The 21,159-nt window shown below is 72.0% G+C and carries 22 protein-coding genes; 7 read left to right on the forward strand and 15 right to left on the reverse strand.

Translation table 11 applies throughout. The features are described from left to right. Positions 1–7 precede the first annotated feature (7 nt). Genes otnK through DES41_RS10290 form a run of 3 tightly spaced genes read left to right on the forward strand, consistent with a single transcriptional unit; the run spans position 8 to position 2,618 of the window. A complete protein-coding gene (otnK, locus tag DES41_RS10280; protein ID WP_211332942.1) occupies positions 8–1,270 on the forward strand; it encodes a 3-oxo-tetronate kinase in 1,263 nt (420 codons plus the stop codon). Then, a complete protein-coding gene (locus DES41_RS10285) occupies positions 1,267–1,926 on the forward strand; it encodes a class II aldolase/adducin family protein (RefSeq protein WP_114467518.1) in 660 nt (219 codons plus the stop codon). Before otnK ends, DES41_RS10285 begins: the two co-directional genes overlap by 4 nt. Further along, on the forward strand, positions 1,920–2,618 hold the full coding sequence (locus tag DES41_RS10290) for an aspartate/glutamate racemase family protein (RefSeq protein WP_114467519.1): 699 nt from the start codon (positions 1,920–1,922) through the stop codon (positions 2,616–2,618). Before DES41_RS10285 ends, DES41_RS10290 begins: the two co-directional genes overlap by 7 nt. On the opposite strand, the gene DES41_RS10295 is transcribed toward DES41_RS10290, so the two are convergent. Further along, positions 2,591–3,427 (reverse strand): M90 family metallopeptidase, encoded by an 837-nt coding sequence (locus DES41_RS10295; protein ID WP_114467520.1) that lies wholly within the window; start codon positions 3,425–3,427, stop codon positions 2,591–2,593. The two genes, DES41_RS10290 and DES41_RS10295, sit on opposite strands and share 28 nt — an antisense overlap. A gap of 122 nt (positions 3,428–3,549) precedes the next feature. Between DES41_RS10295 and DES41_RS10300 the strand changes: the two genes are divergently transcribed. Beyond that, positions 3,550–4,464 carry an EamA family transporter gene (locus DES41_RS10300; RefSeq protein ID WP_114467829.1) on the forward strand — a complete coding sequence of 305 codons (915 nt, stop codon included), beginning with the start codon at positions 3,550–3,552 and terminating at the stop codon, positions 4,462–4,464. 4 nt (positions 4,465–4,468) lie between these two features. Here DES41_RS10300 and DES41_RS10305 read toward each other — a convergent pair whose 3' ends face one another. Genes DES41_RS10305 through leuC form a run of 3 tightly spaced genes read right to left on the reverse strand, consistent with a single transcriptional unit; the run spans position 4,469 to position 7,454 of the window. After that, the gene (locus DES41_RS10305) at positions 4,469–5,365 is read right to left on the reverse strand and encodes an alpha/beta fold hydrolase (RefSeq protein WP_114467521.1); all 897 of its coding nucleotides are present in this window, start codon (positions 5,363–5,365) and stop codon (positions 4,469–4,471) included. Beyond that, on the reverse strand, positions 5,362–6,045 hold the full coding sequence (gene leuD, locus DES41_RS10310) for a 3-isopropylmalate dehydratase small subunit (RefSeq protein ID WP_114467522.1): 684 nt from the start codon (positions 6,043–6,045) through the stop codon (positions 5,362–5,364). Before leuD ends, DES41_RS10305 begins: the two co-directional genes overlap by 4 nt. After that, positions 6,042–7,454, reverse strand: coding sequence for a 3-isopropylmalate dehydratase large subunit (gene leuC / locus DES41_RS10315; protein WP_114467523.1), 1,413 nt, complete (start codon positions 7,452–7,454; stop codon positions 6,042–6,044). Before leuC ends, leuD begins: the two co-directional genes overlap by 4 nt. A 96-nt stretch (positions 7,455–7,550) precedes the next feature. On the opposite strand from leuC, the gene DES41_RS10320 reads away from it, so the two are divergent. Next, positions 7,551–8,465, forward strand: coding sequence for a LysR family transcriptional regulator (locus DES41_RS10320; RefSeq protein WP_114467524.1), 915 nt, complete (start codon positions 7,551–7,553; stop codon positions 8,463–8,465). Positions 8,466–8,700: 235 nt separating this feature from the next. On the opposite strand, the gene DES41_RS10325 is transcribed toward DES41_RS10320, so the two are convergent. The 6 genes from DES41_RS10325 to DES41_RS10345 all read right to left on the reverse strand — a co-directional run bounded on the left by DES41_RS10325 (position 8,701) and on the right by DES41_RS10345 (position 14,340). Continuing rightward, entirely contained in the window at positions 8,701–10,422 is a 1,722-nt protein-coding gene (locus DES41_RS10325; protein ID WP_114467525.1) for a cytochrome c biogenesis protein DipZ, read from the reverse strand. Between the two features lie 25 nt (positions 10,423–10,447). Beyond that, a complete protein-coding gene (locus tag DES41_RS10330) occupies positions 10,448–11,473 on the reverse strand; it encodes an alpha/beta fold hydrolase (RefSeq protein ID WP_114467526.1) in 1,026 nt (341 codons plus the stop codon). A 230-nt stretch (positions 11,474–11,703) separates the two neighbouring features. Then, complete coding sequence (locus DES41_RS39545; protein ID WP_281277183.1) at positions 11,704–11,835, reverse strand: hypothetical protein; 132 nt, start codon at positions 11,833–11,835, stop codon at positions 11,704–11,706. Positions 11,836–11,839: 4 nt separating this feature from the next. Continuing rightward, complete coding sequence (locus DES41_RS10335) at positions 11,840–12,589, reverse strand: response regulator (RefSeq protein WP_114467527.1); 750 nt, start codon at positions 12,587–12,589, stop codon at positions 11,840–11,842. Beyond that, entirely contained in the window at positions 12,586–13,911 is a 1,326-nt protein-coding gene (locus DES41_RS10340) for an ATP-binding protein (RefSeq protein WP_114467528.1), read from the reverse strand. The genes DES41_RS10335 and DES41_RS10340 overlap by 4 nt, the downstream gene beginning before the upstream one ends. 9 nt (positions 13,912–13,920) lie before the next feature. After that, positions 13,921–14,340 carry an organic hydroperoxide resistance protein gene (locus tag DES41_RS10345; protein ID WP_114467529.1) on the reverse strand — a complete coding sequence of 140 codons (420 nt, stop codon included), beginning with the start codon at positions 14,338–14,340 and terminating at the stop codon, positions 13,921–13,923. A gap of 277 nt (positions 14,341–14,617) precedes the next feature. Between DES41_RS10345 and DES41_RS10350 the strand changes: the two genes are divergently transcribed. Then, on the forward strand, positions 14,618–14,848 hold the full coding sequence (locus DES41_RS10350; protein WP_342769648.1) for a hypothetical protein: 231 nt from the start codon (positions 14,618–14,620) through the stop codon (positions 14,846–14,848). Between the two features lie 150 nt (positions 14,849–14,998). Further along, positions 14,999–15,922, forward strand: a complete 924-nt coding sequence (locus tag DES41_RS10355) for a DedA family protein/thiosulfate sulfurtransferase GlpE (RefSeq protein WP_245965646.1) — start codon at positions 14,999–15,001, stop codon at positions 15,920–15,922. 6 nt (positions 15,923–15,928) lie between these two features. On the opposite strand, the gene DES41_RS10360 is transcribed toward DES41_RS10355, so the two are convergent. Genes DES41_RS10360 through DES41_RS10380 form a run of 5 tightly spaced genes read right to left on the reverse strand, consistent with a single transcriptional unit; the run spans position 15,929 to position 21,095 of the window. Further along, positions 15,929–16,768, reverse strand: a complete 840-nt coding sequence (locus DES41_RS10360) for an ABC transporter ATP-binding protein (protein WP_211332943.1) — start codon at positions 16,766–16,768, stop codon at positions 15,929–15,931. Continuing rightward, entirely contained in the window at positions 16,765–17,550 is a 786-nt protein-coding gene (locus DES41_RS10365; protein ID WP_170168145.1) for an ABC transporter permease, read from the reverse strand. Before DES41_RS10365 ends, DES41_RS10360 begins: the two co-directional genes overlap by 4 nt. 23 nt (positions 17,551–17,573) lie before the next feature. Continuing rightward, complete coding sequence (locus tag DES41_RS10370) at positions 17,574–18,416, reverse strand: ABC transporter permease (protein WP_245965667.1); 843 nt, start codon at positions 18,414–18,416, stop codon at positions 17,574–17,576. 46 nt (positions 18,417–18,462) lie between these two features. Continuing rightward, on the reverse strand, positions 18,463–19,557 hold the full coding sequence (locus DES41_RS10375; protein WP_114467533.1) for an ABC transporter substrate-binding protein: 1,095 nt from the start codon (positions 19,555–19,557) through the stop codon (positions 18,463–18,465). A gap of 20 nt (positions 19,558–19,577) precedes the next feature. Then, complete coding sequence (locus tag DES41_RS10380) at positions 19,578–21,095, reverse strand: amidohydrolase family protein (RefSeq protein WP_114467534.1); 1,518 nt, start codon at positions 21,093–21,095, stop codon at positions 19,578–19,580. Positions 21,096–21,159 lie beyond the last annotated feature (64 nt).

Raw genomic sequence — 21,159 nt, forward strand, 5'->3', positions numbered from 1 at the left:
GATTTCCATGCTGCTCGGATGCATTGCCGACGACTTCACCGGCGCGACCGACCTGGCCAACAACCTCGTGCGCGGCGGCATGCGCGTGGTGCAGAGCATCGGCCTGCCGGCCAGCGGCGCGCACATCGACGCCGACGCCGTCGTCATCGCGCTGAAGTCGCGCACCATCGCCCCGGCCGATGCGGTCGCCCAGTCGCTCGCCGCGCTGGACTGGCTGCGCCAGGCGGGCGCGCCGCAGATCTACTTCAAGGTCTGTTCCACCTTCGATTCCACCGACCGCGGCAACATCGGCCCGGTGGCCGAGGCCTTGCAGCGGGAACTCGGCGCCGGCTGCGTGCCGGTCTGCCCGGCCTTCCCCGAGACCGGGCGCACCTTGTTTAAGGGCCATCTGTTCGTCGGCGACCAGTTGCTCAGCGACAGCAGCATGCGCCACCACCCGCTCACGCCGATGACGGACGCCAACCTCGTGCAGGTGCTGCAGCGCCAGTGCGCCGGCCGCGTCGGCCTCATCGAGCAGGCCGTGGTCGCGCGCGGCGCCGAGGCCGTGCGCGCGCGCCTGGACGCGCTGCACGCCGCGGGCACGCGCCTGGCCATCGTCGACGCGGTCTCCAACGACGACCTGCTGGTCATGGGCCGCGGCTTCGCCGGCCTGCCGCTCATCGTGGCGGGCTCGGGCGTGGCCATCGGCCTGCCACAGAACCATGGCCTGGCGCCCAGCGCCGCGGCGGCGCAACTGCCCGCGGCCACGGGCGCACGCGCCATCGTCTCGGGCAGCTGCTCGGCGGCGACGAATGCCCAGGTTGCGCACTTCCTGGCACACGGCGGCACGGCGCTGGCGCTGGAGCCACTGCAGCTCGCGCGCGGCGGCGACATGGTCAGCGCGGCACTGGACTGGGCCACGCCGCAGCTGGGCGAGCGGCCCGTGCTGGTCTACGCCACGGCCGAGGCGGCGCAGGTGCAGGCCGTGCAGGCCGAACTTGGCGTCGAACGCGCGGGCGCGCTCGTGGAGGAGGCGCTGTCGCGCATCGCGCGCGGCCTGGTCGAACGCGGCGTGCGCCAGCTCATCGTGGCGGGCGGCGAGACCTCTGGCGCCTGCACGCAGGCGCTGTCGATCGCCCAGCTGCGCATCGGGCCGCAGATCGATCCCGGCGTGCCCTGGTGCCATGCCGCCACCCTCGCGGCCGGCGCGCAGGGGCTGCACATCGCGCTGAAGTCCGGCAACTTCGGCACGGCCGACTTTTTCCACAAGGCCTTCGAGGATCTGGCATGACAGAGGAGGCACGGCTGCGCGAGCAGATCTGCGCGACGGGCCTGAGCCTGTTCACACGCGGCTACGTGCACGCCACGGCCGGCAACATCAGTGCGCGCCTGGGCGACGGCTTCCTGATCACGCCCACCGACGCCTGCCTGGGCCGGCTCGACCCGGCCGCGCTGGCCCTGGTCGATGCGCAAGGCCGGCACGTGGCAGGCGAACGCCCGAGCAAGACGCTGGCCCTGCACCAGCACATCTACGCCGCCGACCCGCAGGCCCGCTGCGTGCTGCACACCCATTCCACGCACCTGGTCGCGCTGACGCTGGCCGGTGTCTGGCGTCCGCAGGACATCCTGCCGCCCATCACGCCCTACTTCGTCATGAAGGTCGGCCATGTGCCGCTCGTGCCCTACCACCGCCCGGGCGACCCGGCCGTGGGCGAACACGTGGCCGCCGCCATCGCCCGGTTTCAGGCGCGCGGCCTGCGGCTGCGCGCCGTCATGCTGGACCGGCTCGGCCCCCAGGTCTGGGGCCCTGACCCCGCCCAGACCATGGCCACGCTGGAGGAGCTGGAAGAGACCGCCAGGCTCTGGCTCGCCTGCGACCGGCGCTGCACCTGGCTGGACGACGGCCGCATCGACGAACTGCGCCACACTTTCGGAGCTGCATGGTGACCTCCCAGGACCCGCCCCGCATCGGCCTCGTGCACGCCGTGCACCCCGCCATGGCCCCCATCGCAGCGGCGTTCCGCCGCCGCTGGCCGCAGGCCCTGACCTTCAACCTGCTCGACGACGGCCTGCCGGCCGACCTGGAACGCGATGGCCGGCTCACCACCGCCATGCACGCACGCATCGCCCGCCTGGCCGACCATGCTGTGGCGGCCGGTGCCCAGGGCGTGCTGTTCACCTGCTCGGCCTTCGGCCCGGCCATCGTGGCGGCGGCACGCCGGCTCGCCCAGCCCGTGTTGCGGCCCGACGAGGCCATGTTCGAGGCCGCTCTGCACGCCGGCCAGCGCATCGGCCTGCTGGCCACCTTCGCGCCGGCCATCGCCTCGACCCGGGAGAACTTCATGGCCCAGGCCGCCGAGCGCGGCCTGGCACCGCAGCTGGAAGTGGTCTGCGTGCCCGAGGCCATTGCCGCCGCGCGTGCCGGCGACACCGCCACCCACGACCGGCTGGTCGCGGCCGCCGCGCCGCAGCTGGCGCATTGCGCCGCCGTGATGCTGGCCCATTTCTCGACCTCCACGGCGCTGGAGCCGGTGCAGGCCGTTCTGCCCTGCCCCGTGTTCAGCGCGCCCGACGCGGCCGTGGACGCGCTGCGCCGGCGCCTGCAGCCGGACTACCAGGCCGTGGGGTCCACGCCGTAGAAGGCCTGCAGTTCGGCGTACAGCGCTGGCCGTTCGCTGGCCAGCTGCAACCCCTGCTCGAAGAACACCTCGGACGCCACGGCGAAGAACTCCGCCGGATGGGTGGCCGCGTACGCGCCCAGCAGGTTGGGCTCGCCGGCCGCCAACTGCCGCTGCAACATGTCGAACTCGGCCTGCAGCACGCGCGCCCAGCGCCGGCCGTCCATGCCGGGCGGCAGCGGCGGCGCACCGTTGGACTGGCCGTCGGCCTGGTCCAGCTGGTGCGCGAACTCGTGCACCACCACGTTGCGGCCGTCCACGGGGTCGGCCGCGCCGGCCAGCACGTCGTCCCAGGACAGCACGACCTGGCCCTGTGACCACGATTCGCCGGCGAGCGCCTGGCGCTCGTCGCGCAGCACGCCGCCGGCCTCGGTGCGCACGCGGTCGACCAAAAAGGCACCGGGGTACAGCAGCACCTGGCGCAGGTTGTCGAAGTGGCCCGCGGGCCGGCCCAGCAGCAGGAGGCATGCCTGGGCCGCCACCACCACGCGCATGGCCTCGGTCACGACCAGGCCGTTGCAGCCGATGAAGGGCTTCTCGGCGATGAAGACCTGCATGCGCTGCTTGAGCTTCAGCTGCAGGTCCACCGGCAGGCTGCGCACCTGGGGCACATGCCTGGCCAGCACGCGCCGCCAGGCGGCCGGGAAGGGCTGGCGCGCCAGGCCGCGGCGGCGCCACGCCCGCCAGGCCGGCGCCAGCGCGATGCCCAGCGCGGCCAGCAACGCGCCGAGCAGGACGGCGCCGAACAGGAACTGGGACAGCGTGGGCATGGGATGGCAGATGGGTTGGATCTGGGCAACTGGAGGCGCGGCCGGCCTTTTCAAGCGATGGCCCGCATCGCCAGGCACGAGGGATGGCGCACGGCGTTCTGCGCTACGCTCGCCGCCCCACCATGGACATTCCCGCTCTGCCCGCCTGGGCCTGGATTCCGATCACGCTGGCCGCCGCCCTGGCGCAGACCGTCCGCAACGCTGCCCAGCGCAGCCTGGTGGGCCAGGCCGGCACGCTGGCCGCCACGCTCGCACGCTTCCTGTACGGGCTGCCGTTCGCGCTGGCGTTCGTGGCGGTGGCGCAGCAGCTGTCGGGCCGGCCGGTGCCCAGCTTCCACACCGGCTACTTCGGCTGGGTGGCGATGGGCGCCGTGGCCCAGCTGCTGGCCACGGCCTGCCTGCTCAAGGCCATGCAGCAGCGCAACTTCATCGTCGGCGTGGCGTTCTCCAAGACCGAGGTGCTGCAGGTCGCGCTGTTCTCCACGCTGTTCCTGCACGAGGTGCCGACCTGGCTGGCCGCGCTGGCCATGCTGCTGGCCACGCTGGGCGTGGTGCTGCTGTCGCTGCCGGCACGCGCGGCGGCCTCGGGCGCCGGCGGCAGCCAGGCGGTGCTCTACGGCGTGGCCTCGGGCGCCTGTTTCGCGCTGTCGGCGGTGGGTTTTCGCGGTGCGGCACTGTCGATGACCGACGTGGCGCCGTGGCTGCTGGGCGGCTGGGGCGTGCTGTGGGCCCAGCTGCTGCAAAGCCTGCTGCTGGGCAGTTGGCTCGCCGCGCGCGACCCGGCGGCCCTGGCCACCACGGCACGCGTCTGGCGCGTGTCCATCCTGGCCGGCGCCATGGGTGCGCTGGCCTCCACCGGCTGGTTCACGGCCATGGCGATCCAGCCCGCTGCCGACGTGCGCACGCTGGGCCTGGTCGAGGTGTTCTTCAGCCTGCTGGTGTCGCGCCGCATCTTCCGCGAGAAGCTGCGCGCCGGCGAGCGCTGGGGGCTGGCGCTGGTGCTGCTGGGGCTGGTGGGGATCTGCCTGCAGCTGTAGCCGTTCAGGCTTGCAGGAACGGCAGCACCGCGTCCAGCAGCGCCTGCGGCGCCTCTTCGGCGATGTAGTGGCCGCAAGGCAGCGGGCGGCCGCGCACGTCGCCGGCCGCGCGCTGCCATTCGGCCAGCGGCTCGAAGCAACGGTGCACCACGCCTTCTTCGCCCCACAGCACGAGCAGCGGCATGCCGAGCTTGCGGCCGGCAGCGCGGTCGGCACGGTCGTGCTCCAGGTCGATGCCGGCCGAGGCGCGGTAGTCCTCGCACAGGCCATGGGCGGCACCGCCCTGCCGCAGGCCGGCCTCGTAGGCGGCCAGCGCGCGCGGGTCGAACGGCGCCAGGCCGGCGCTGCGCCGGCCCATCACATCGCGCAAATAGGCGCCCGGGTCGGCCTCGATCAGGCGCTCGGGCAAAGGCGCAGGCTGGATCAGGAAGAACCAGTGCCAGTAGGCACGCGCGAAGGCCTCCGTCGTCTGCTCGTACATGGCCAGCGTGGGCGCGATGTCCAGCAGCACGAGGCGGCGCACCGCATCGGCATGGTCCAGCGCAAGCCGGTGCGCCACGCGGGCGCCGCGGTCATGTGCCAGCACGTCGAAGCGCGCATGGCCCAGCGACTGCATGAGGCGCAGCATGTCGCGCGCCATCGTGCGCTTGCTGTAGTTCGCATGGTCGGCATCGCCGGCCGGCTTGGACGAGCCGCCGTAGCCGCGCAGGTCGGCCAGCACCAGCGTGAAGCGTTCGGCCAGCGCCGGCGCCACCTTGTGCCAGATGGCGTGCGTCTGCGGATGGCCGTGCAGCAGCAGCAAGGGCGGGCCTTCGCCGCCCACTTCGGCGTGGATGCGGATGCCCTCGCCGACATCGGCCAAGTGGGGGCGAAAGCCCGGGAACAGGGGGGTGTCGTTCATGGTGCTGTGGTGCCTTGGGAGTCGGCCATCGTAGCCACCGCGCCGTCCAGCCGCCGGCGCGTGCGCGCCGCGACATCACGCAGCCAGGGCTGCGCGGCCCAGTGCCGCTGCGCGAAGGCTTCGGTCTGGGCGCGGTAGGTCAGCGACAGGCCGATGCTGTCCAGGCCTTGGAGGAACATGCGCCGGTGCCGCGGCAGCAATGCGAAGCGCGCCTGCACGCGGCGGCTGGCCAGGGTCTGGGCGGCCACGTCGATGTCCACTGCATTGGCGGCGGGGTCGTCCGCATCGTCCATGAGTTGCGCGACCTGCGCCTGCGGCAGCGCCACCAGCAGCAGCCGGTTGTTCATGGCGTTGGCATGGAAGATCTCGGCGAAGCTGGGCGCCACGATGGCCTGGATGCCGAACTGCTGCAGCCCCCAGACGGCGTGCTCGCGGCTGGAGCCGCAGCCGAAATTGGAGCCGCCGACGAGCACCGACACGCCCGCGTAGTCGGCCCGGTTCAGCACGCAGTCCGGCCGGGGCCGGCCCTGGGCGTCGAAGCGCAGGTCGTACAGCAGCCCGTCGCGCAGGCCGGACTTGTCGATGCCGCGCAGGAACTGCTTGGGCATGATCTGGTCGGTGTCCAGGTTCTCCAGACGCAGCGCGGCAGCGCGGCCCTGGATGCGAAGGTCGTCGGTCATGGCAAGCGCTCCAGTCGGCGGACATCGGTGATGCACCCGGTCACGGCCGCCGCCGCGGCCATGGCCGGCCCCATGAGGTGGGTGATGGCGCCGCGGCCCTGGCGCCCTTCGAAATTGCGGTTGGTCGTGGACGCGCAGCGCACGCCCTCGGCCAGCACGTCGTCGTTCATGGCCAGGCACATGGAACAGCCCGGATTGCGCCACTCGAAGCCGGCCGCCAGGAACACGCGGTCCAGGCCCTCGGCCTCGGCCGCCGCCTTCACGGCGCCCGAGCCCGGCACGACCATGGCCCGCACGCCGGCGGCCACCCGGCGGCCGCGCGCCACGCCGGCCGCCGCGCGCAGGTCCTCGATGCGGCCGTTGGTGCACGAGCCGATGAACACGTGCTGGATCGGCGTGCCGGCGATGGCCGCGCCGGCCGCAAGCCGGGCGTAGGCCATGGCGCGCTCGGCGCTGCTGCGCGCGAGGCCTGCCGGCAGGTCCGCCAGCTGCGGCACATGGCCGTCGACGGCCGCCACCTGGTCGGGGCTGGTGCCCCAGCTCACCTGCGGCGCGATGCCGCTGGCGTCGAAGCGGTGTTCCACGTCGAAGGCGGCGCCCGCGTCGGTGCGCAGGTCCTGCCAGGCCGCGCGCGCCGCCGCGCGGTGCTCGGCCAGGTCCGGCGCGCGCGCCAGCACGTAGTCGACGGCCTTCTGGTCCGGCGCGACCAGCGCGCCACGCGCGCCGGCCTCCACGGTCATGTTGCACAGCGTGAAGCGGGCTTCGATCGACAGCGCGGCCACGGCGCTGCCGCTGTACTCGACCACGCAGCCGCGCGCGCCCTGCGCGCCGATGCGGCCGATCACCGCCAGCACCAGGTCCTTGGCCGTGCTGCCCGCGGGCAGTTCGCCGTCGATGCGGATGTGCATGCTGCGCGCCACGCGGTAGGCCAGGGTCTGCGTGGCCAGCACATGCTCGACCTCGGTCGTGCCGATGCCGAAGCCCAAGGCGCCGAGCGCGCCATACGTCGTGGTGTGGCTGTCGCCGCAGATGATGACCATGCCGGGGCGCACCATGCCGTGTTCTGGCGCAACCACATGCTCGATGCCCTGCAGCGCGTCGTTGGTGTCGAACAGCGGGATGCCGAAGCGCGTGCAGTTGCGGTGCAGGTTGCTGGCCTGCAGCGCCGAGGCCGCATCGGCGATCACGCGGACCTTGCCCGGGTGCGTGGGAATGATGTGGCTCACCACGGCCACGTTCTGGCCCGGCATGGGCACGCCGCGGCCCTGCTCTGCCAGGCCCGTGAAGGCCTGCGGGCTGGTGTACTCGTTCATGAGGTGCAGGTCGCAGAACAGCAGGATGTTCTCGTCGTCGAGCGCGGCCACGGTGTGGCTGTCGACGAGCTTGCGGTAGAGGGTGCGGGGGGTCATGGGATGGTCGTTGGAAGCGGCGTTGGCATCGTAATGCTGAGCATCCGGACAACAATGCGCTTATCCGGAACAAGATTCATGACTTGAAACTCATCAATGACCGCGATCACCGACCTCACCTTCTTCGCGCAACTCGTCAAGGCCGGCAACTTCTCACGCGCCGCCCAGGAGCTCGGCAACACGCCGGCCGCCGTCAGCAAGCGGCTGGCGGCGATCGAGCGCCGCCTCGGCGCCCGCCTGCTGCAGCGCACCACGCGGCGCATCGGTCTCACGCCCGAGGGCGAGATGTACCTCGTCGAGGGCGCGCGCGTGCTGGCCGATCTGGAGGCGCTGGAGCGGGCCGTCTCGGGCAGCAGCGAGAAGCCGGCCGGCCTGCTGCGCGTGGCGGCCACGCTGGGCTTCGGCCGCAAGCACATCGCGCCGGCGCTCTCGGCCTTCGCGCGCCAGTTCCCGGCCGTCGAGCTGCAGCTGCAGCTGAGCGACCGGCCGGTGGACCTGGTCGGCCAGTGCCTGGACCTGCAGATCCGGCTCGGCGACATGCCCGACTCCAACCTCACCGCGCGCTTGCTCGCGCACAACCGGCGCGTGCTGTGCGCCGCGGCGGCCTACCTGGACGCGGCCGGCACACCCGCGCACCCGCGCGAGCTGGCGCGCCATGCCTGCCTGTTCATCCGCGAGCACGACGAGGCCTTCGGCACCTGGCAGCTGCAGTGCGGCGGGCGATCGGAGAAGGTCAAGGTGCGCGGCCCGCTGGCGGCCAACGACGGCGAAAGCGTGGTCGGCTGGGCGCTGGACGGCCACGGCATCCTGATGCGTTCACTGTGGGAGGTGGCGCCGCTGCTGCGCTCGGGCCGGCTGCGGCCGGTGCTGGCGCAGTGGCAGCTGCCGGCGGCCGACATCCATGCGGTGTTCCCCACGCGCAGCCACCTGCCGGCCAAGACGCGCGCGCTGGCGGACTTCCTGCTGGCCGCGTTCGCGGCCCACCGGCTTGACGCCGACGGTGGCTGGTGATGCCGCGACCGGCAGGGCTCGCAACGTGAAGCCGCCGTCGATGGTCAGGCTCGCCCCTGTCGTGTAAGCCGGCTCCTCGCCAGCGAGGTCGGAGACCTGGATCCCGATTCCCTGCGGCGTGCCGACGTGCTTGCGGCTGGTGTGGTGGCACTTTCCTTGGCCGGGCGCTGTGGTCCGTACGCACCGAACACCTGCACGCGCGCCGGCAAAAACCTCTGGGCGCGCATGCGCTGTCTCAGCCGAACGTGAAGGCGTAGCCGCGCGCGCCAGGGTCGAGAAAGCGGATCTCCACGGTGCGCGCCTTCACCGCGCCACTCTGGCGCACCAGCTGGTACAGGCGGGTGGCGTCCACCACGCCGTTGCCATCGGCATCCACGTCCGTGCCGTGGTCCGCGCCGGGCGGCTGGCCGTCCAGCGTCACGCGAAAGCGCACCCGGCCGCTGGCGCCCGCACCGAGCACCAGGTTGGCGTCGCGGGCCTGGAAGCGCACGGCCAGGCCGCCACCGGCCTCGGCCCCTTCCACGAACTCGGGCTTGAGCGTCCAGGTGCCGGCCAGCGACCAGGTGTTGGGGCCCAGCCCGGCGGGCGTGTAGTGCACCGGCCTGTCGGCCACGACCCTGCCGGCGATGCGCGGGCTGCTCCCCTTCTCGTAGCCCAGGTAGGTCTCGGGGCTGCGCAGGGTGCCGGCGTCGGCGACCAGGCCCGGGCCGCGGGTGTCCGGCACCACGTCCGGCGGGGCCGCGCCGACGCCGGGCGCACCGGCCTCGCGCAGCAGTTCCTCGATCACGCGTTCGGACGCCGCATAGCCGCCCTCGCCGAACTGGTGGTGCCGCACGCGGCCCTGCGCATCGACGAAGTACAGGGCCGGCCAGTACTGGTTGTCGAAGCCGCGCCAGATGCGGAAGTCGTTGTCCTGCACCACCGGGTAGCCGATCTTGAGATCCTGCAAGGCCCGCCGGACGTTGCCGGCGTCCTTCTCGAACGCGAACTCGGGCGTGTGCACGCCCACCACCACGAGGCCGCGGTCGGCGTACTTCTGCGCCCAGGCCTTCACATAGGGCAGCGTGCGCAGGCAGTTGACGCAGGAGTAGGTCCAGAAATTGACCAGCACGACCTTGCCGCGCAGTGCGGGGATGGACTGCGGCGCAGCGTTGAGCCACTGCGTGCCGCCTTCCAGGCTGGCCCGCGTGGATTCGACCGGCAGCCGGCTGGGCTGCGGTGCGTCCGCGTGGGCAGCGGGCAGCACGCGCTGCAGCAGGCCGGCTTCGAGCCCCTGACCCCCGGTACCGCCCAGGCCGCCGAACCGGGCCAGCAGGCCCGTGTCGATGCCGGTGCCCACCGCCACCACGCCGGCCAGCATGACGGCGCCGGCGATGCGGCGGCCGGCCACCCCGGGCAACAGCCTGGCCTTCAAGACGGCCAACGGCCTGGCGCCGACCCGCAGCGCCACCCACAGCGCCAGGGCCGCACCGGCGCCGTACGACAGCAGCAGCAGCGAGGTGTAGATGCCGGGACCGGCCAGCGCGGCCGTGGAGAGCACCACGCCCAGCACCGGGCCGGCGCACGGTGTCCAGACCAGCCCCGTGGCCGCGCCCAGCAGCGCGGCGCTGCGCCAGCTGCTGCGGTCCTGCCCGTGTGCCAGGCGCTCACCGGCGCGCACCAGCGGCGCGCTCCACCACGCGGCCAGGCGCGGCGACAGCAGCGAGGCCGCGAACAGAGCCAGCGCCGCCAGCGCGGCCCAGCGGCCGACCTGGTTCAGCTGCACGGCCCAGGCACCCGCCACGGCCCCGAGCGAGGCCACGGCCGCGAAGCTGGCAACCATGCCGGCGAGCAGCGGCAGGTTGCCCCGCGTGAAGGGCCGGTCGTGGCGCGCGAAGACGAAGGGCAGCACCGGCAGGATGCAGGGGCTCAGCACGGTCAGCATGCCGGCAAAGAAGGCGGCAATGGCGAGGGTCATGGCAACTCCGAAGGGGTGAGGCGGCTCAGAGCCGCGTGACGTCGATCACCGCCTGCGCGAACGCGGCCGGTGCTTCCTGCGGCAGGTTGTGGCCGATGCCGCCGTCCAGCTGGCGGTGCTGGTAGCGGCCGCTGAACTTCTTCGCGTAGACGGCCGGATCGGGGTGCGGCGCGCCGTTGGCATCGCCTTCCATCGTGATCGTGGGCACGGCGATGACCGGGGCGGTGGCCAGCCGTTGCTCCAGCGCGTCGAAGCGCGACTCGCCCGCCACCAGGCCGATGCGCCAGCGGTAGTTGTGGACCACGATGGCCACGTGGTCGGGGTTGTCGAAGGCCTGCGCGCTGCGCTGGTAGGTGGCCTCGTCGAAGCGCCACTGTGGCGAGGCCTGCTGCCAGATGAAGCGGTTGAAGGCGGCCCGGTTGGCGGCATAGCCGTCGCGACCGCGGTCGGTCGCGAAGTACGACTGGTACCACCACGCGAACTCGGCCGCCGGCGGCAGCGGTTTGGCGTTGGCCTGCGGGTTGCCGATCAGGTAGCCGCTGACCGACACCAGGCCGGTCACGCGCTCGGGCCAGATGGCGGCCAGGATGCAGGCCGTGCGGGCACCCCAGTCGAAGGCGCCCAGCACGGCCTGGCGGATGCCCAGCGCGTCCATCAGCGCAAGGATGTCCTGGGCCACGGCGCCCTGCTGGCCGTTGCGCGGCGTGGCGTCGGTCAGGAAGCGGGTGCCGCCGTAGCCGCGCAGGGACGGCACGATCACGCGGTAGCCCGCTGCCGCCAGGCGCGGCGCCACGTCGACGAAGGCATGGATGTCGTAGGGCCAGCCGTGCAGCAGGATGGCCACCGGGCCGTCGGCCGGGCCGGCCTCGGCATAGGCCACGCGCAGGTCGCCGGCATCGACGGTCTTCAGCAGCGCGAAGCCGGTGGCACCGTCCGCGGCGGCGGCCCGGGCCGGCGTGGCCAGCAGGCCAGCGAAGGGCACGGCGGCAAGCGCGAGGGCGGCGCCGCCGAGGAACTGGCGGCGGCGGGAGAGGGTGTCTGCGGTGTGCATGGCAAGGCCTTTCGGTAAGGGTTGAACGCTGCCGGCGCGGTGTGCGCCGGCTGGCCTCCAGTACACCGCCGCGGTGTATGTGGCATGTGTCATGGACACCCTGGAAATGCATGGCCATGTCGCCGAAAGCGGGCCGGATACACAGCCATACAAAGCGCGACGCTCGGCGGCGATCCCCGAAACGAGACCGCCACCCGGAGGTGGCGGCACGCGAAGAAGAGAGGCTGCGCTCAGCCGCCACGCCGCCGCGGCGGCGGCGCAGCGTTGGCCGACGGCACGGCGCAGGGGCGGCCCGCGGACGGGCTCATTTCCGAGGCCAGCCCGCCGAACAGGAAGAACAAGGAGAACAGCAGCCTGCGCATGGCTTCAAACGTCCTGCGCCTGGACCTGCACGGCGAAGACGTAGCCTTCGCTGCGCACGGTCTTGATGTAGCGCGGCTCGCGCGCGTCGTCGCCCAGGCACTTGCGCAAACGGCTGACCATGAGGTCGATGGAGCGCTCGAACAGCTCGGCCTCCCGGCCCTGGGTGATCGAGAGGATCTGGTCGCGCGTGAGCACCTTCTGCGCATGGTCCACCAGCACGCGCAGCAGCCGGTACTCCGCGCCGCTCAAGGACACCACCGTGCCCTCGCGGTCCAGCAGCACGCGCTCCACCGTGTCCAGCCGCCAGTCGCCGAAGGCCAGGATGCGCGCCTCGTCGGTGCTGCGCAGGTTGGGCGGCAGCATGCGCGTGCGCCGCAGCACCGATTTCACGCGGGCCAGCAGCTCGCGCGCGGCAAAGGGCTTGGCCAGGTAGTCGTCGGCGCCCATCTCCAGGCCCAGCACGCGGTCGGCCTCGTCGCCGCGCGCGGTGAGCATGATGATGGGCAGCGCCTTGTGCTTGCCGGCGCGCAGGTCGCGGCACAGCGTCAGCCCGTCCTCGCCGGGCAGCATCAGGTCCAGGATGACGAGGTCGAAGGGCCCGGCCGTCTCCAGCGCCTGGCGCATGTGCCGGCCCGTGGGCACGGTGGTCACGCGCAGGCCGTTCTTGTGCAGGTAGGCGCTGACCAGGTCGCGGATCTCGCGGTCGTCGTCGACCAGCAGCAGATGGTCGGCGGCAGGTGTGGTGGGGTTCATCGCGTGTTCTCGGTCGTGGAAGTCGGCAGGCGCAGGCTGGCGCACAGGCCGCCTTCGGGGCGGTTGTGCAGGGCCAGTGCGCCGCCCAGCGACAGCGCCAGCTGGTGCGCGATGGCCAGGCCCAGGCCGGTGCCGCCGGTCTCGCGGTTGCGCGAGCCCTCCAGGCGGTAGAAGGGTTGCAGCACGGCGGCCAGCTGGTCTTCGGGGATGCCGGGCCCGGCGTCGCAGACTTCGACCAGCACGGCGCCGGCCTGCAGCCGCACGCCCACCTCGGCGCGCTCGCCGTACTTGAGCGCGTTGTCGACGAGGTTGGTCAGGATGCGACGCAGTGCCTGCGGCCGCGTGGCGATGGCGATGCCGGCTTCGCCCGCGAGCGTCACGGGGCGGCCGGTGTCGGCATAGTCGTTGACGAGGCTGCGCAGCAGCGCGTCCAGGTCGAGGCGGCGCAGCGGCTCGTCGGAGCCCTGCAGCGTCTTGGCGTAGCTCACGCCCTCGTGCACCAGCGTGCGCATGGCCTCCAGGTCGTCGCGGAACCGGTCGGCATCGGGCAGGTCGTCCGCGAGGTCCACGCGCAGGCGCATGCGCGTGATGGGCGTCTGCAGGTCGTGCGAGATGGCGGCCAGGATCTGCATGCGCTCCTGCACCGTGCCGGCGATGCGCCGCTGCATCGCATTGAAGGCGCGCGCGGCCTGCGCCACTTCGGCCGGCCCGCCTTCCGCCACGGGGGACGGCCGCAGGTCGGGGCCGAGCCGGTCGGCCGCCTGCGCGAGCCGCGCCAGCGGCCGCGTGACCAACCGCATGCCGGCCCAGGCGCAGGCCGCGAGCACCAGCAGCTGTGCCAACAGCAGCCAGGTCACCCAGTCCGCCACCGGCATCGGCACGCGGCGCGCCAGCACGTAGAGCGCGGAGCCGTCGCCCAGCCGCACCTGCATGCGCACGGCTTCGCTCTGGCCGATCTGGCCCACCGCGAGCACCGGGAACGGCTGCAAGGCCTTGGCCACCACCTCGGCGAAGCGGGCCAGCGCGGGCGCCGTGGGCGGCGGTGTGTCGACAGCACCTTCCAGCGCAAAGCTGTAGTTGGGCCGCTCCAGCCGCTGGAACCAGGCGGGCCGCTCTTGCGCGGGCAGCCGGTCCAGGATGGCCACGGAACTCGCGATGTCGCGCTCCACGCCGCTGAGCATCAGGTTCATCAGCGTCTGCCCGCGCTCATGCCGGATCGCGGCATAGGTCAGCAGCTGGGCCAGTGCCATGCCCAGCACCACCAGCAGCATGGCGCGCGCCAGCAGCGTGGTGGGCCAGAGCCGTCGCAGGAGGGCGCGCATGGGAGAGCGTCAGGCGACCGACAGCGCGACCTGGATGTTGCCGCGCGTGGCCTTGGAGTACGGGCACAGCTGGTGTGCGGCCTCGACGATGGCCAGCGCGGTGTCGTGCGGCACGCCGGGCACGTGGACCCGGAGCCGTGCCGCCAGCTTGAAGCCGTCGCTGCCCTCCACCAGGTCGACCTCGGCATCGACGGCCAGATCAGCCGGCAGCCGCACGCCCTGCACCTGGGCCGCGCGGGCCATGGCGCCCATGAAGCAGGCCGACCAGCCGGCCGCGAACAGCTGCTCGGGGTTGGTGCCCGGACCCACGGTGCCGAAGCGCGTGAGCGTGACGTCCAGCCGGCCGTCGTCGCTGCGCGCGGCGCCGCCGCGCCCGCCCGTGGTGTGGGTTCGGCCGGTGTAGAGAAGCTTGTCTTGGGTGGTGGTCATGGTGCCTGTCCTTCAGAGGGTGTGTCGAAAATGACGGCGCGATTGTTCTGCTGCGCTGCGTTCTCTCCGAGGGGTTCTCTGACCGCATGTAGGCGCCGCAGCGGCGGGTACAAAACTATACAAAACGGGCCACAAAGGGACTGGAAAGGGCCGCGCCGCCGCGGCCATGGCGGGCGGCGCGCAGCAGCGCACCGCCCCACGTAAGCGAAGAACCACGCCCACACGGCGTTGCGGCCCGGCGCCATGCGGATGCTTTGCGCAGATGCTGGACAGGGTCTTGCCCTCCAACGAAAGCACCCCCATGCGCAACCCCTGGACGAAGAAGAACCCCATGATGAGCATGTGGCTCAGCGCCGCGAACAAGGCGATGGGCAGTGCACGTGGCCAGGCGACTGCGGCGGCCAAGCGGCAGGCGGCTGCCACGCAGGCCGACGCAACCCGCAGCGTGCTCGATTTCTGGACGGGCGGCACGGCCAAGCCAGCGGCCAAACGCAAAGCACGCCGCTGAAGGCAGCCGCAGGCGGGCAGCAGCGCGCTGGCCATGGCGGTGCCGGTCAACGCGGCACCGGCCTGCGGACACACAAGGGCCTTGGCGTTCCGGGCGCTGCGTGCAGCCCGCCACCAGGGCACACTTGCGCCTTTCGCTTGCCGATTTCCCGTGGACTTCCTGCTCCAGACCCTTTCCCAGTACGGCATCGCCTTCGTGTTCGCCATGGTGCTCATCGAGCAGCTGGGCGCGCCGATTCCTGCCTTTCCCGTGCTGATGCTGGGCGGCACGCTGGCCGCACGCGGCGAACTCGCGCTGGCGCCGCTGTTCGCCGCCGCCATGGCGGCCACGCTGATCGCCGACAACCTTTGGTACTGGGCCGGCGAGCGCCTGGGCCGGCGCGTGCTGCGCTTCATGTGCAAGGTCTCGCTGACGCCGGACAGCTGCGTGCGCCAGACCGAATCGATCTTCCTGCGTTTCGGCCCGGCCTCGCTGATGGTCGCCAAGTTCGTGCCGGGCTTCGCCTCGGTGTCCACGGCGCTGTCGGGCGCACTGCACATCCGGCGCGCCACCTTCGTCTTCTTCGACGCCATCGGCAGCGCGCTGTGGATCGGCCTGGGCCTGGCGCTGGGCTGGCTGTTTGCGTCGGCCATCGAGGACGCGCTGGCCACGCTGAGCGAACTGGGCCGCTGGGGCCTGGCGCTGCTGCTGGCCGCCGTGCTGGCCTTCGTCGCCTCCAAATGGTGGCAGCGGCGCCAGTTCCAGCGCCAGCTGGCCAGCGAACGCATCAGCGTGGAGACCCTGGCCGCGCGCATGGACAGCGGCGAGCCCGCCGTGCTGCTCGACGTGCGGGTGCCCGGCAGCCTGCCGCATGGCCGCATCCCCGGTGCATTGCAGATGCAGGGCAAGAAGCTGCCGGGCGAGCTCGACGCACTGGCGCGCGACACCCTGCTGGTGGTCTATTGCGCCTGCCCGAACGAGGTCTCGGCCGTGCAGGTGGCCCAGCGGCTGCAGCGCCAGGGCTTCACGCGCGTGCTGCCGCTGCTGGGCGGCGTGGACGCCTGGCTGGCCGCCGGGCGGCCGCTCGCCGTCTGAGCCCTGCTACCAGGCCAGCCGCCAGCCTCCGGGACCGACCGGCACCGGCGGTGCCTCCATGGGCAGCGCACCGGGCTCCAGGAAGTCCGAGAGCACGTCGTCGCGCAGCGCGATGAAGCGCGGATCGCTGCGGTGGCGCGGGTGCGGCAGGTCCACATCCACGATGCGCCGGATGCGCCCCGGGTGCGGCTGCATCACCACCACCTGGTCGGCCAGGAACACCGCCTCCTCCACATCGTGCGTGACCAGCAGCATGGTGATGCGCTCGGCCTGCCAGATGCGCTGCAACTCGTTCTGCAGCCGCGCGCGCGTCAGCGCATCGAGTGCGCCGAAGGGTTCGTCGAGCAACAGCACGCGCGGCCGGTTCACGAGGCCGCGCGCGATGGCCACCCGCTGGGCCATGCCGCCGGAGATCTGATGCGGCCACGAGTGCTCGAAGCCCTGCAACCCCACCAGCGCCACATGCTCGGCCACGCGTTCGCGCTTCTCGGCCGGCGTCAGCGCCGCGTTGCGCAGGCCCACCGCGATGTTCTGCTCCACGTTGAGCCAGGGGAACAGCCGGTGGTCCTGGAACACGATGCCGCGCTCCGGGCCGGTGCCAGCGATGGCCTGGCCGTCAAGTTCGATGCGGCCCTCGTACTGGTCGTCCAGGCCCAGCACCAGGCGCAGCAGCGTGGACTTGCCGCAGCCGCTGGCGCCCACGATGCTGACGAAGCGGCCGGCCGGCACGTGCAGGTCGATGTCCTGCAGCACCTGCAGTTCGCCGCCCTCGGCCTGCGTGCTGGCGTAGCGCTTGCCCAGGCCGCGGATGTGCAGTTCGTTCGTGGAAATGACGGTCTCGCTCAATGTGTTCTCCCCAACCAGCGGCCGAGCCGCCGTTCCAGTGCCCGCGCACTGGCGTTCATGCACCAGCCCACCGCACCGATGACCACCATGCCGAACAGCACCAGGTCCATGCGGAAATGCTCGCTGCCCTCGACCAGCGTGTTGCCGATGCCACGGCCGGCCACCAGCAGGTATTCGGCGCCGATGGTGGCCAGCCAGGAATAGATCAGCGCCAGGTACACGCCCGTGAAGATGGCCGGCAGGGCGGCCGGCAACACCACTTGGGTTACGGTCTGCCAGCGCGTGAAGCCGTAGACGCGCGCCACCTCCAACAACGGCTGCGGCGTGGTGCGGATGCCGTCACAGGTGTTGACCACCACCGGCACCAGCGCGGCCAGCGACAGGAACACCACCTTGGCCACGTCGCCCAGCCCGAACCAGACCGAGATCAGCGGGATCCAGGCGAACAGCGAGATCTGCTTGAAGGTGTTGAAGCTCGGTCCGACGACACGGTTGAACAGCGGTGACAGGCCCAGCAGCGCGCCCAGCACCAGGCCGCCCGCAGTGCCGATCAGAAAGCCTGTGGCCTCGCGCGCCAGGCTGGCCGACAGCGCGCGCCACAGCCGCCCGGTCTCGATCTGCTCCCAGGCCGTGGCCAGCACCTTGCCCGGCGAGACCAGCAGCGCGGAGTTCACGAGCTCGAAGCGCGCGGCCAGCCACCACAGCGCGATCGCCGCCACCGGCAGCACCAGCCCGCGCCAGCGGCCTGCCGCCTGCGGTTTGAGCGGCGCCAGCGTGGCCAGTTCGGCGCGTTCGGCGGTGCCGCTCACCGCGTCGCTCCCGGCCGGCCGCTGGCGACACGGCGCTCGGCCCAGTCCAGCCCCCGGTCGATGGCGTAGCCGATGGCGCCGACGACGATCACCGCGGCCATCACCTGGTCCAGCTGGAACAGCTGGCGGCCGTAGACGATCAGGTAGCCCAGGCCTTCGCTGGAAGCCACCAGCTCGACCACCACCAGCGACAGCCAGGCCTTGGTGAAGCCCAGGCGCAGGCCGGTGAACAGCGTGGGCACGGCATGCGGCAGCACGATCTCCAGCACCTGCTGGCGCCGGCTGTAGCCGTAGACCTGGCCGACCTCGCGCAGGTTCTGCGGCGTCTGGCGGAAGCCCTGCAAGGTGTTCAGCGCCACCGGCACCAGCGCGGCCTTGGCGATCAGGATGTACTTCAGCGGCTCGCCGATGCCGACCAGCAGCAGCACGAAGGGCAGCCAGCCCAGCACCGGAATCTGCACCAGCGCGTTGAAGCTTGGCAGCAGGTAGGCCTCGGCCGTGCGCGACAGGCCCATGGCCGAGCCCAGCGCCAACCCCAGCAGCGCGCCCACCGCGAAGCCGACCAGCACGCGCTGCAGGCTGGCCGAGACATGCAGCCACAACTCGCCGCTGGTGGCCAGGTCGCGCAGCGTCTCCCACACGAACTGCGGCGGCGGCAGCACCTGCGGCGAGATCCAGCCCTGGGCGGCGCCCAGGAACCACAGGCCCAGCAGCGCGGCCGGCAGCAGCCAGGGCAGCAGGGCGTCGCCGCGGGGCCCGGTCGGCGCCTGGCGCAGTGCAGCAGCCGGCGGCGCGGCCGGAGCGGACGGCGCGGGTGCGGGCAGCGACGATGCGCCCAGTGCGCCGCCCGTCAGCAGCGGCACGAAGGTCTGCTCGAAGCCCATCTCAGCGCGCCGCGACGGAGGCGCCGCCCGCCGCCACGGGCTTGCCCTTGGCGTCGTAGGCGGTCCAATGGTTCTCCAGCCCCTGCTTCCTGAGCGCGGCGCGCAGGTACTTCGGCTCGAACCAGTCGTCCACCGTCACGCTGCGGCGGATCAGCTTGAGCTTGAGCGCGTCGTCGACCACGGCCTTGTAGCGCGCCAGCAGGAAGGCGTCGAGCAGCGGCGTGTTGCGCTCTGCCAGCGACTGGTTCTCGAACTCGGCCTTGTACGAAGCGGCCGGCGTGCCGCTCTTCGCCCACGTGGCGAACAGGGCGTCGCGGTTCTTCTCGTCCGAGGCCCACTTCGCAGCGCGCACGAACACGTCGACCACGCGCTGCACCTCGGCCGGGTGGGCCTTCTCGAAGTCGCCGTGCACGAGCAGCGCGGCCTGGCGCGTGAAGGCCGGGTCCTGGCCCTGCGTGGAGTAGACGATCCGGGCCAGCCCCTGGTCGCGCACCTTGAACCACTCGCTGCCGCCGAAGGCTGCGTCCACACCGCTGGAGACCAGGGCCGCCTGCGCGCTGCCGGTGTCCAGGTTCACGCCCTTGATATCGCGCTCCGTGAGGCCGTGGGCGGCCAGCACGTTGATGGCGACCAGGTGGCCGTTGGTGCCGCGGAAGATGGAAACCTTGCGGTCTTTCAGGTCCTTGATCGACTGGATGTCCGACTTCGGCGGCACCACCACGTAGAGGTTGTTGCGCGTGCCGCTGGCCAAGAGCAGCCTGGTGTTCAGGCCGTTGGAGCGGCCCACGAGCGAAGGCAGGTCGCCCTGGTAGGCGAAGTCGATCTGCTTGTTCGACAGCGCCTCGTTGACGGCCGGGCCAGCGCCCTTGAAGAACAGCCACTCGATGCGGGTGCCCGAGCCCTTGAACTCTTCCTCCAGCCACTGCTGGTTGCGCGCCACGCCACCGGGCGAGCCGCCCCAGGTGACGGGGTCGCCGCCGCCGGCCGTGGCCACGCCGATGCGGATGACCTCGGGCGCGGCCTGCGCCGCGGCGAATGCGCCGAACAGGGCCAGTGCGGCGGCCCATCCCTTGAAGACTTGCGTGGTCGAGAACATGCGGAATCCTTGGAGAGCGGTCAGGCGGCGGGCGCCAGCCTGAGCTGGTGGCCGACGGCCGTGCCGTCGAAGAAGCGGGGGTTGGCCTCGGTGTAGAAGCGCAGCGGGTTGCCGAAGGTGAACGCGCGGAAGTCCTGCGCCGAAATCACGCCCTGCTCGACCAGGTCCCAGGTCTCGGCCAGCGGCTCGGTGAACTCGGGCACGTCCCAGTGGCCCACGTCGGACGACCAGATCGCGTTGATCTTCACGCCGCCCGGGTGCACGCGGTGGTTGAAGGCGGCGGCCACGGTGCGGTCGTCGGCCTCGGAGCCGAAGAAGAACGGATCGACCCAGCGCGCGCGGATGTCGTCCACGCTCTCGATGCCGGCCAGCGCGAAGTCGTCGATCTCCTCTGCGCGCGGCTCCCGGCTGTGCGGCAGCGCCGAGATGCCCAGGCTGTCGCGCACCAGCGTGGCCTTGTCCACCGCGCGGCCCTGCAGCAGGTCGGCACCGTGCCGGTCGAACAGCGCGGCCAGCAGGTCGACGTCCACCTCGGCCGGGTCGTAGTTGCGCACGGCATGGCGGTTGCGCTTCTCCCAGCGGTCCACCAGGTGCGTGAACACATGCGAGCCCCAGTCGGCACCGCCCTCCAGCAGCGCCACGCGCAGGCCCGGAAAGCGCCGCGTGACACCGCCGAAGAACAGCGCCTTGGCAAACGCCTGCGAGCCATCGGCGAAGTGGCCGATGTGGTTGAACATGTAGTTGCTGGTGGACTGCCGGCCGGTCCAGCCCTGGCTGCCGTAGTGCGTGGTCACCGGCACGCCGAGCTCGACCACCTTGGCCCAGAACGGGTCGTAGTCGTGCGGGCTGTCGATGCCGTAGAAGTCCGTGTAGGTCGCGTGCTTCGCGATCTCGGGATGGTCCTTGGCGGGGTACTTCTCGGCGATGGCCGGGATCGGCCGGCGCACGCCGCCGGGGATGTTGATGACCTTGAGCTTCAGGGTGTTGACCGCGAACTCCAGTTCCTCGATCGCTTCCTTGGGGTTGTGCATCGGGATGCCGGCCACGGGCGTGAGCCGGTCGGCATAGGCGCGGTACTGGTCGGCGTGGAAGTGGTTCAGCGCGCGGTGCAGCGGCTGGCGGTAATCGCTGCCGGCCGCGGCCGGCGACAGCACGTCGTTGGGGAACAGCACCGAGTAGTCCGAGCCCTGCTCGGCCAGGCGCTCGTACAGCAGCGCGGGGATGGTGTAGGTGGCCAGGTCGTGGGTGTTGCGCGTGACGCGGGCCCACCAGGGCGCACGCAAGGTGCGGTGGTGCGCGCGTTCCTCGGGGGTCTGCTGGTACCAATCCCGGCCCGAGCCGTCGCGCGTGACGAAGCGCCCGCCCAGCGCCTTGCGCAGCGCGTCCACGAGCTGGGGGCCGCCGTACTGGGCGATGTAGTCCTCCAGCACCGGCGCGTAGTCGTTCACGTGCACGTCGGTGTCGATGACGGGATGGTCCAGCCGCGCCTTGACGGCGGCCGAACGCGAAGCCTTGGCAGGGTTCAGGCGGGTGTTCACGCGGGGGCTCCTTGGAGTGGATCGGTCCGCGCATCTTCGAAGCCGGGCCGCCCCACGCCAACGA

It is taken from the genome of Pseudorhodoferax soli (genome assembly GCF_003337555.1).
GTDB classification, from domain to species: Bacteria; Pseudomonadota; Gammaproteobacteria; order Burkholderiales; family Burkholderiaceae_C; genus Pseudorhodoferax; species Pseudorhodoferax soli.

Coding starts and splice junctions, on each gene's coding strand:
- DES41_RS10285 (WP_114467518.1), top strand. CDS start 1,267: ATGACAGAGGAGGCACGGCTGCGCGAGCAGATCTGCGCGACGGGCCTG.
- DES41_RS10345 (WP_114467529.1), bottom strand. CDS start 14,340: ATGACCACCACCCAAGACAAGCTTCTCTACACCGGCCGAACCCACACC.
- DES41_RS10340 (WP_114467528.1), bottom strand. CDS start 13,911: ATGCGCGCCCTCCTGCGACGGCTCTGGCCCACCACGCTGCTGGCGCGC.
- DES41_RS10330 (WP_114467526.1), bottom strand. CDS start 11,473: ATGCACACCGCAGACACCCTCTCCCGCCGCCGCCAGTTCCTCGGCGGC.
- leuD (WP_114467522.1), bottom strand. CDS start 6,045: ATGACCGACGACCTTCGCATCCAGGGCCGCGCTGCCGCGCTGCGTCTG.
- DES41_RS10375 (WP_114467533.1), bottom strand. CDS start 19,557: ATGTTCTCGACCACGCAAGTCTTCAAGGGATGGGCCGCCGCACTGGCC.
- otnK (WP_211332942.1), top strand. CDS start 8: ATGCTGCTCGGATGCATTGCCGACGACTTCACCGGCGCGACCGACCTG.
- DES41_RS10305 (WP_114467521.1), bottom strand. CDS start 5,365: ATGAACGACACCCCCCTGTTCCCGGGCTTTCGCCCCCACTTGGCCGAT.
- DES41_RS39545 (WP_281277183.1), bottom strand. CDS start 11,835: ATGCGCAGGCTGCTGTTCTCCTTGTTCTTCCTGTTCGGCGGGCTGGCC.
- DES41_RS10300 (WP_114467829.1), top strand. CDS start 3,550: ATGGACATTCCCGCTCTGCCCGCCTGGGCCTGGATTCCGATCACGCTG.
- DES41_RS10290 (WP_114467519.1), top strand. CDS start 1,920: ATGGTGACCTCCCAGGACCCGCCCCGCATCGGCCTCGTGCACGCCGTG.
- DES41_RS10320 (WP_114467524.1), top strand. CDS start 7,551: ATGACCGCGATCACCGACCTCACCTTCTTCGCGCAACTCGTCAAGGCC.
- DES41_RS10325 (WP_114467525.1), bottom strand. CDS start 10,422: ATGACCCTCGCCATTGCCGCCTTCTTTGCCGGCATGCTGACCGTGCTG.
- DES41_RS10335 (WP_114467527.1), bottom strand. CDS start 12,589: ATGAACCCCACCACACCTGCCGCCGACCATCTGCTGCTGGTCGACGAC.
- DES41_RS10295 (WP_114467520.1), bottom strand. CDS start 3,427: ATGCCCACGCTGTCCCAGTTCCTGTTCGGCGCCGTCCTGCTCGGCGCG.
- leuC (WP_114467523.1), bottom strand. CDS start 7,454: ATGACCCCCCGCACCCTCTACCGCAAGCTCGTCGACAGCCACACCGTG.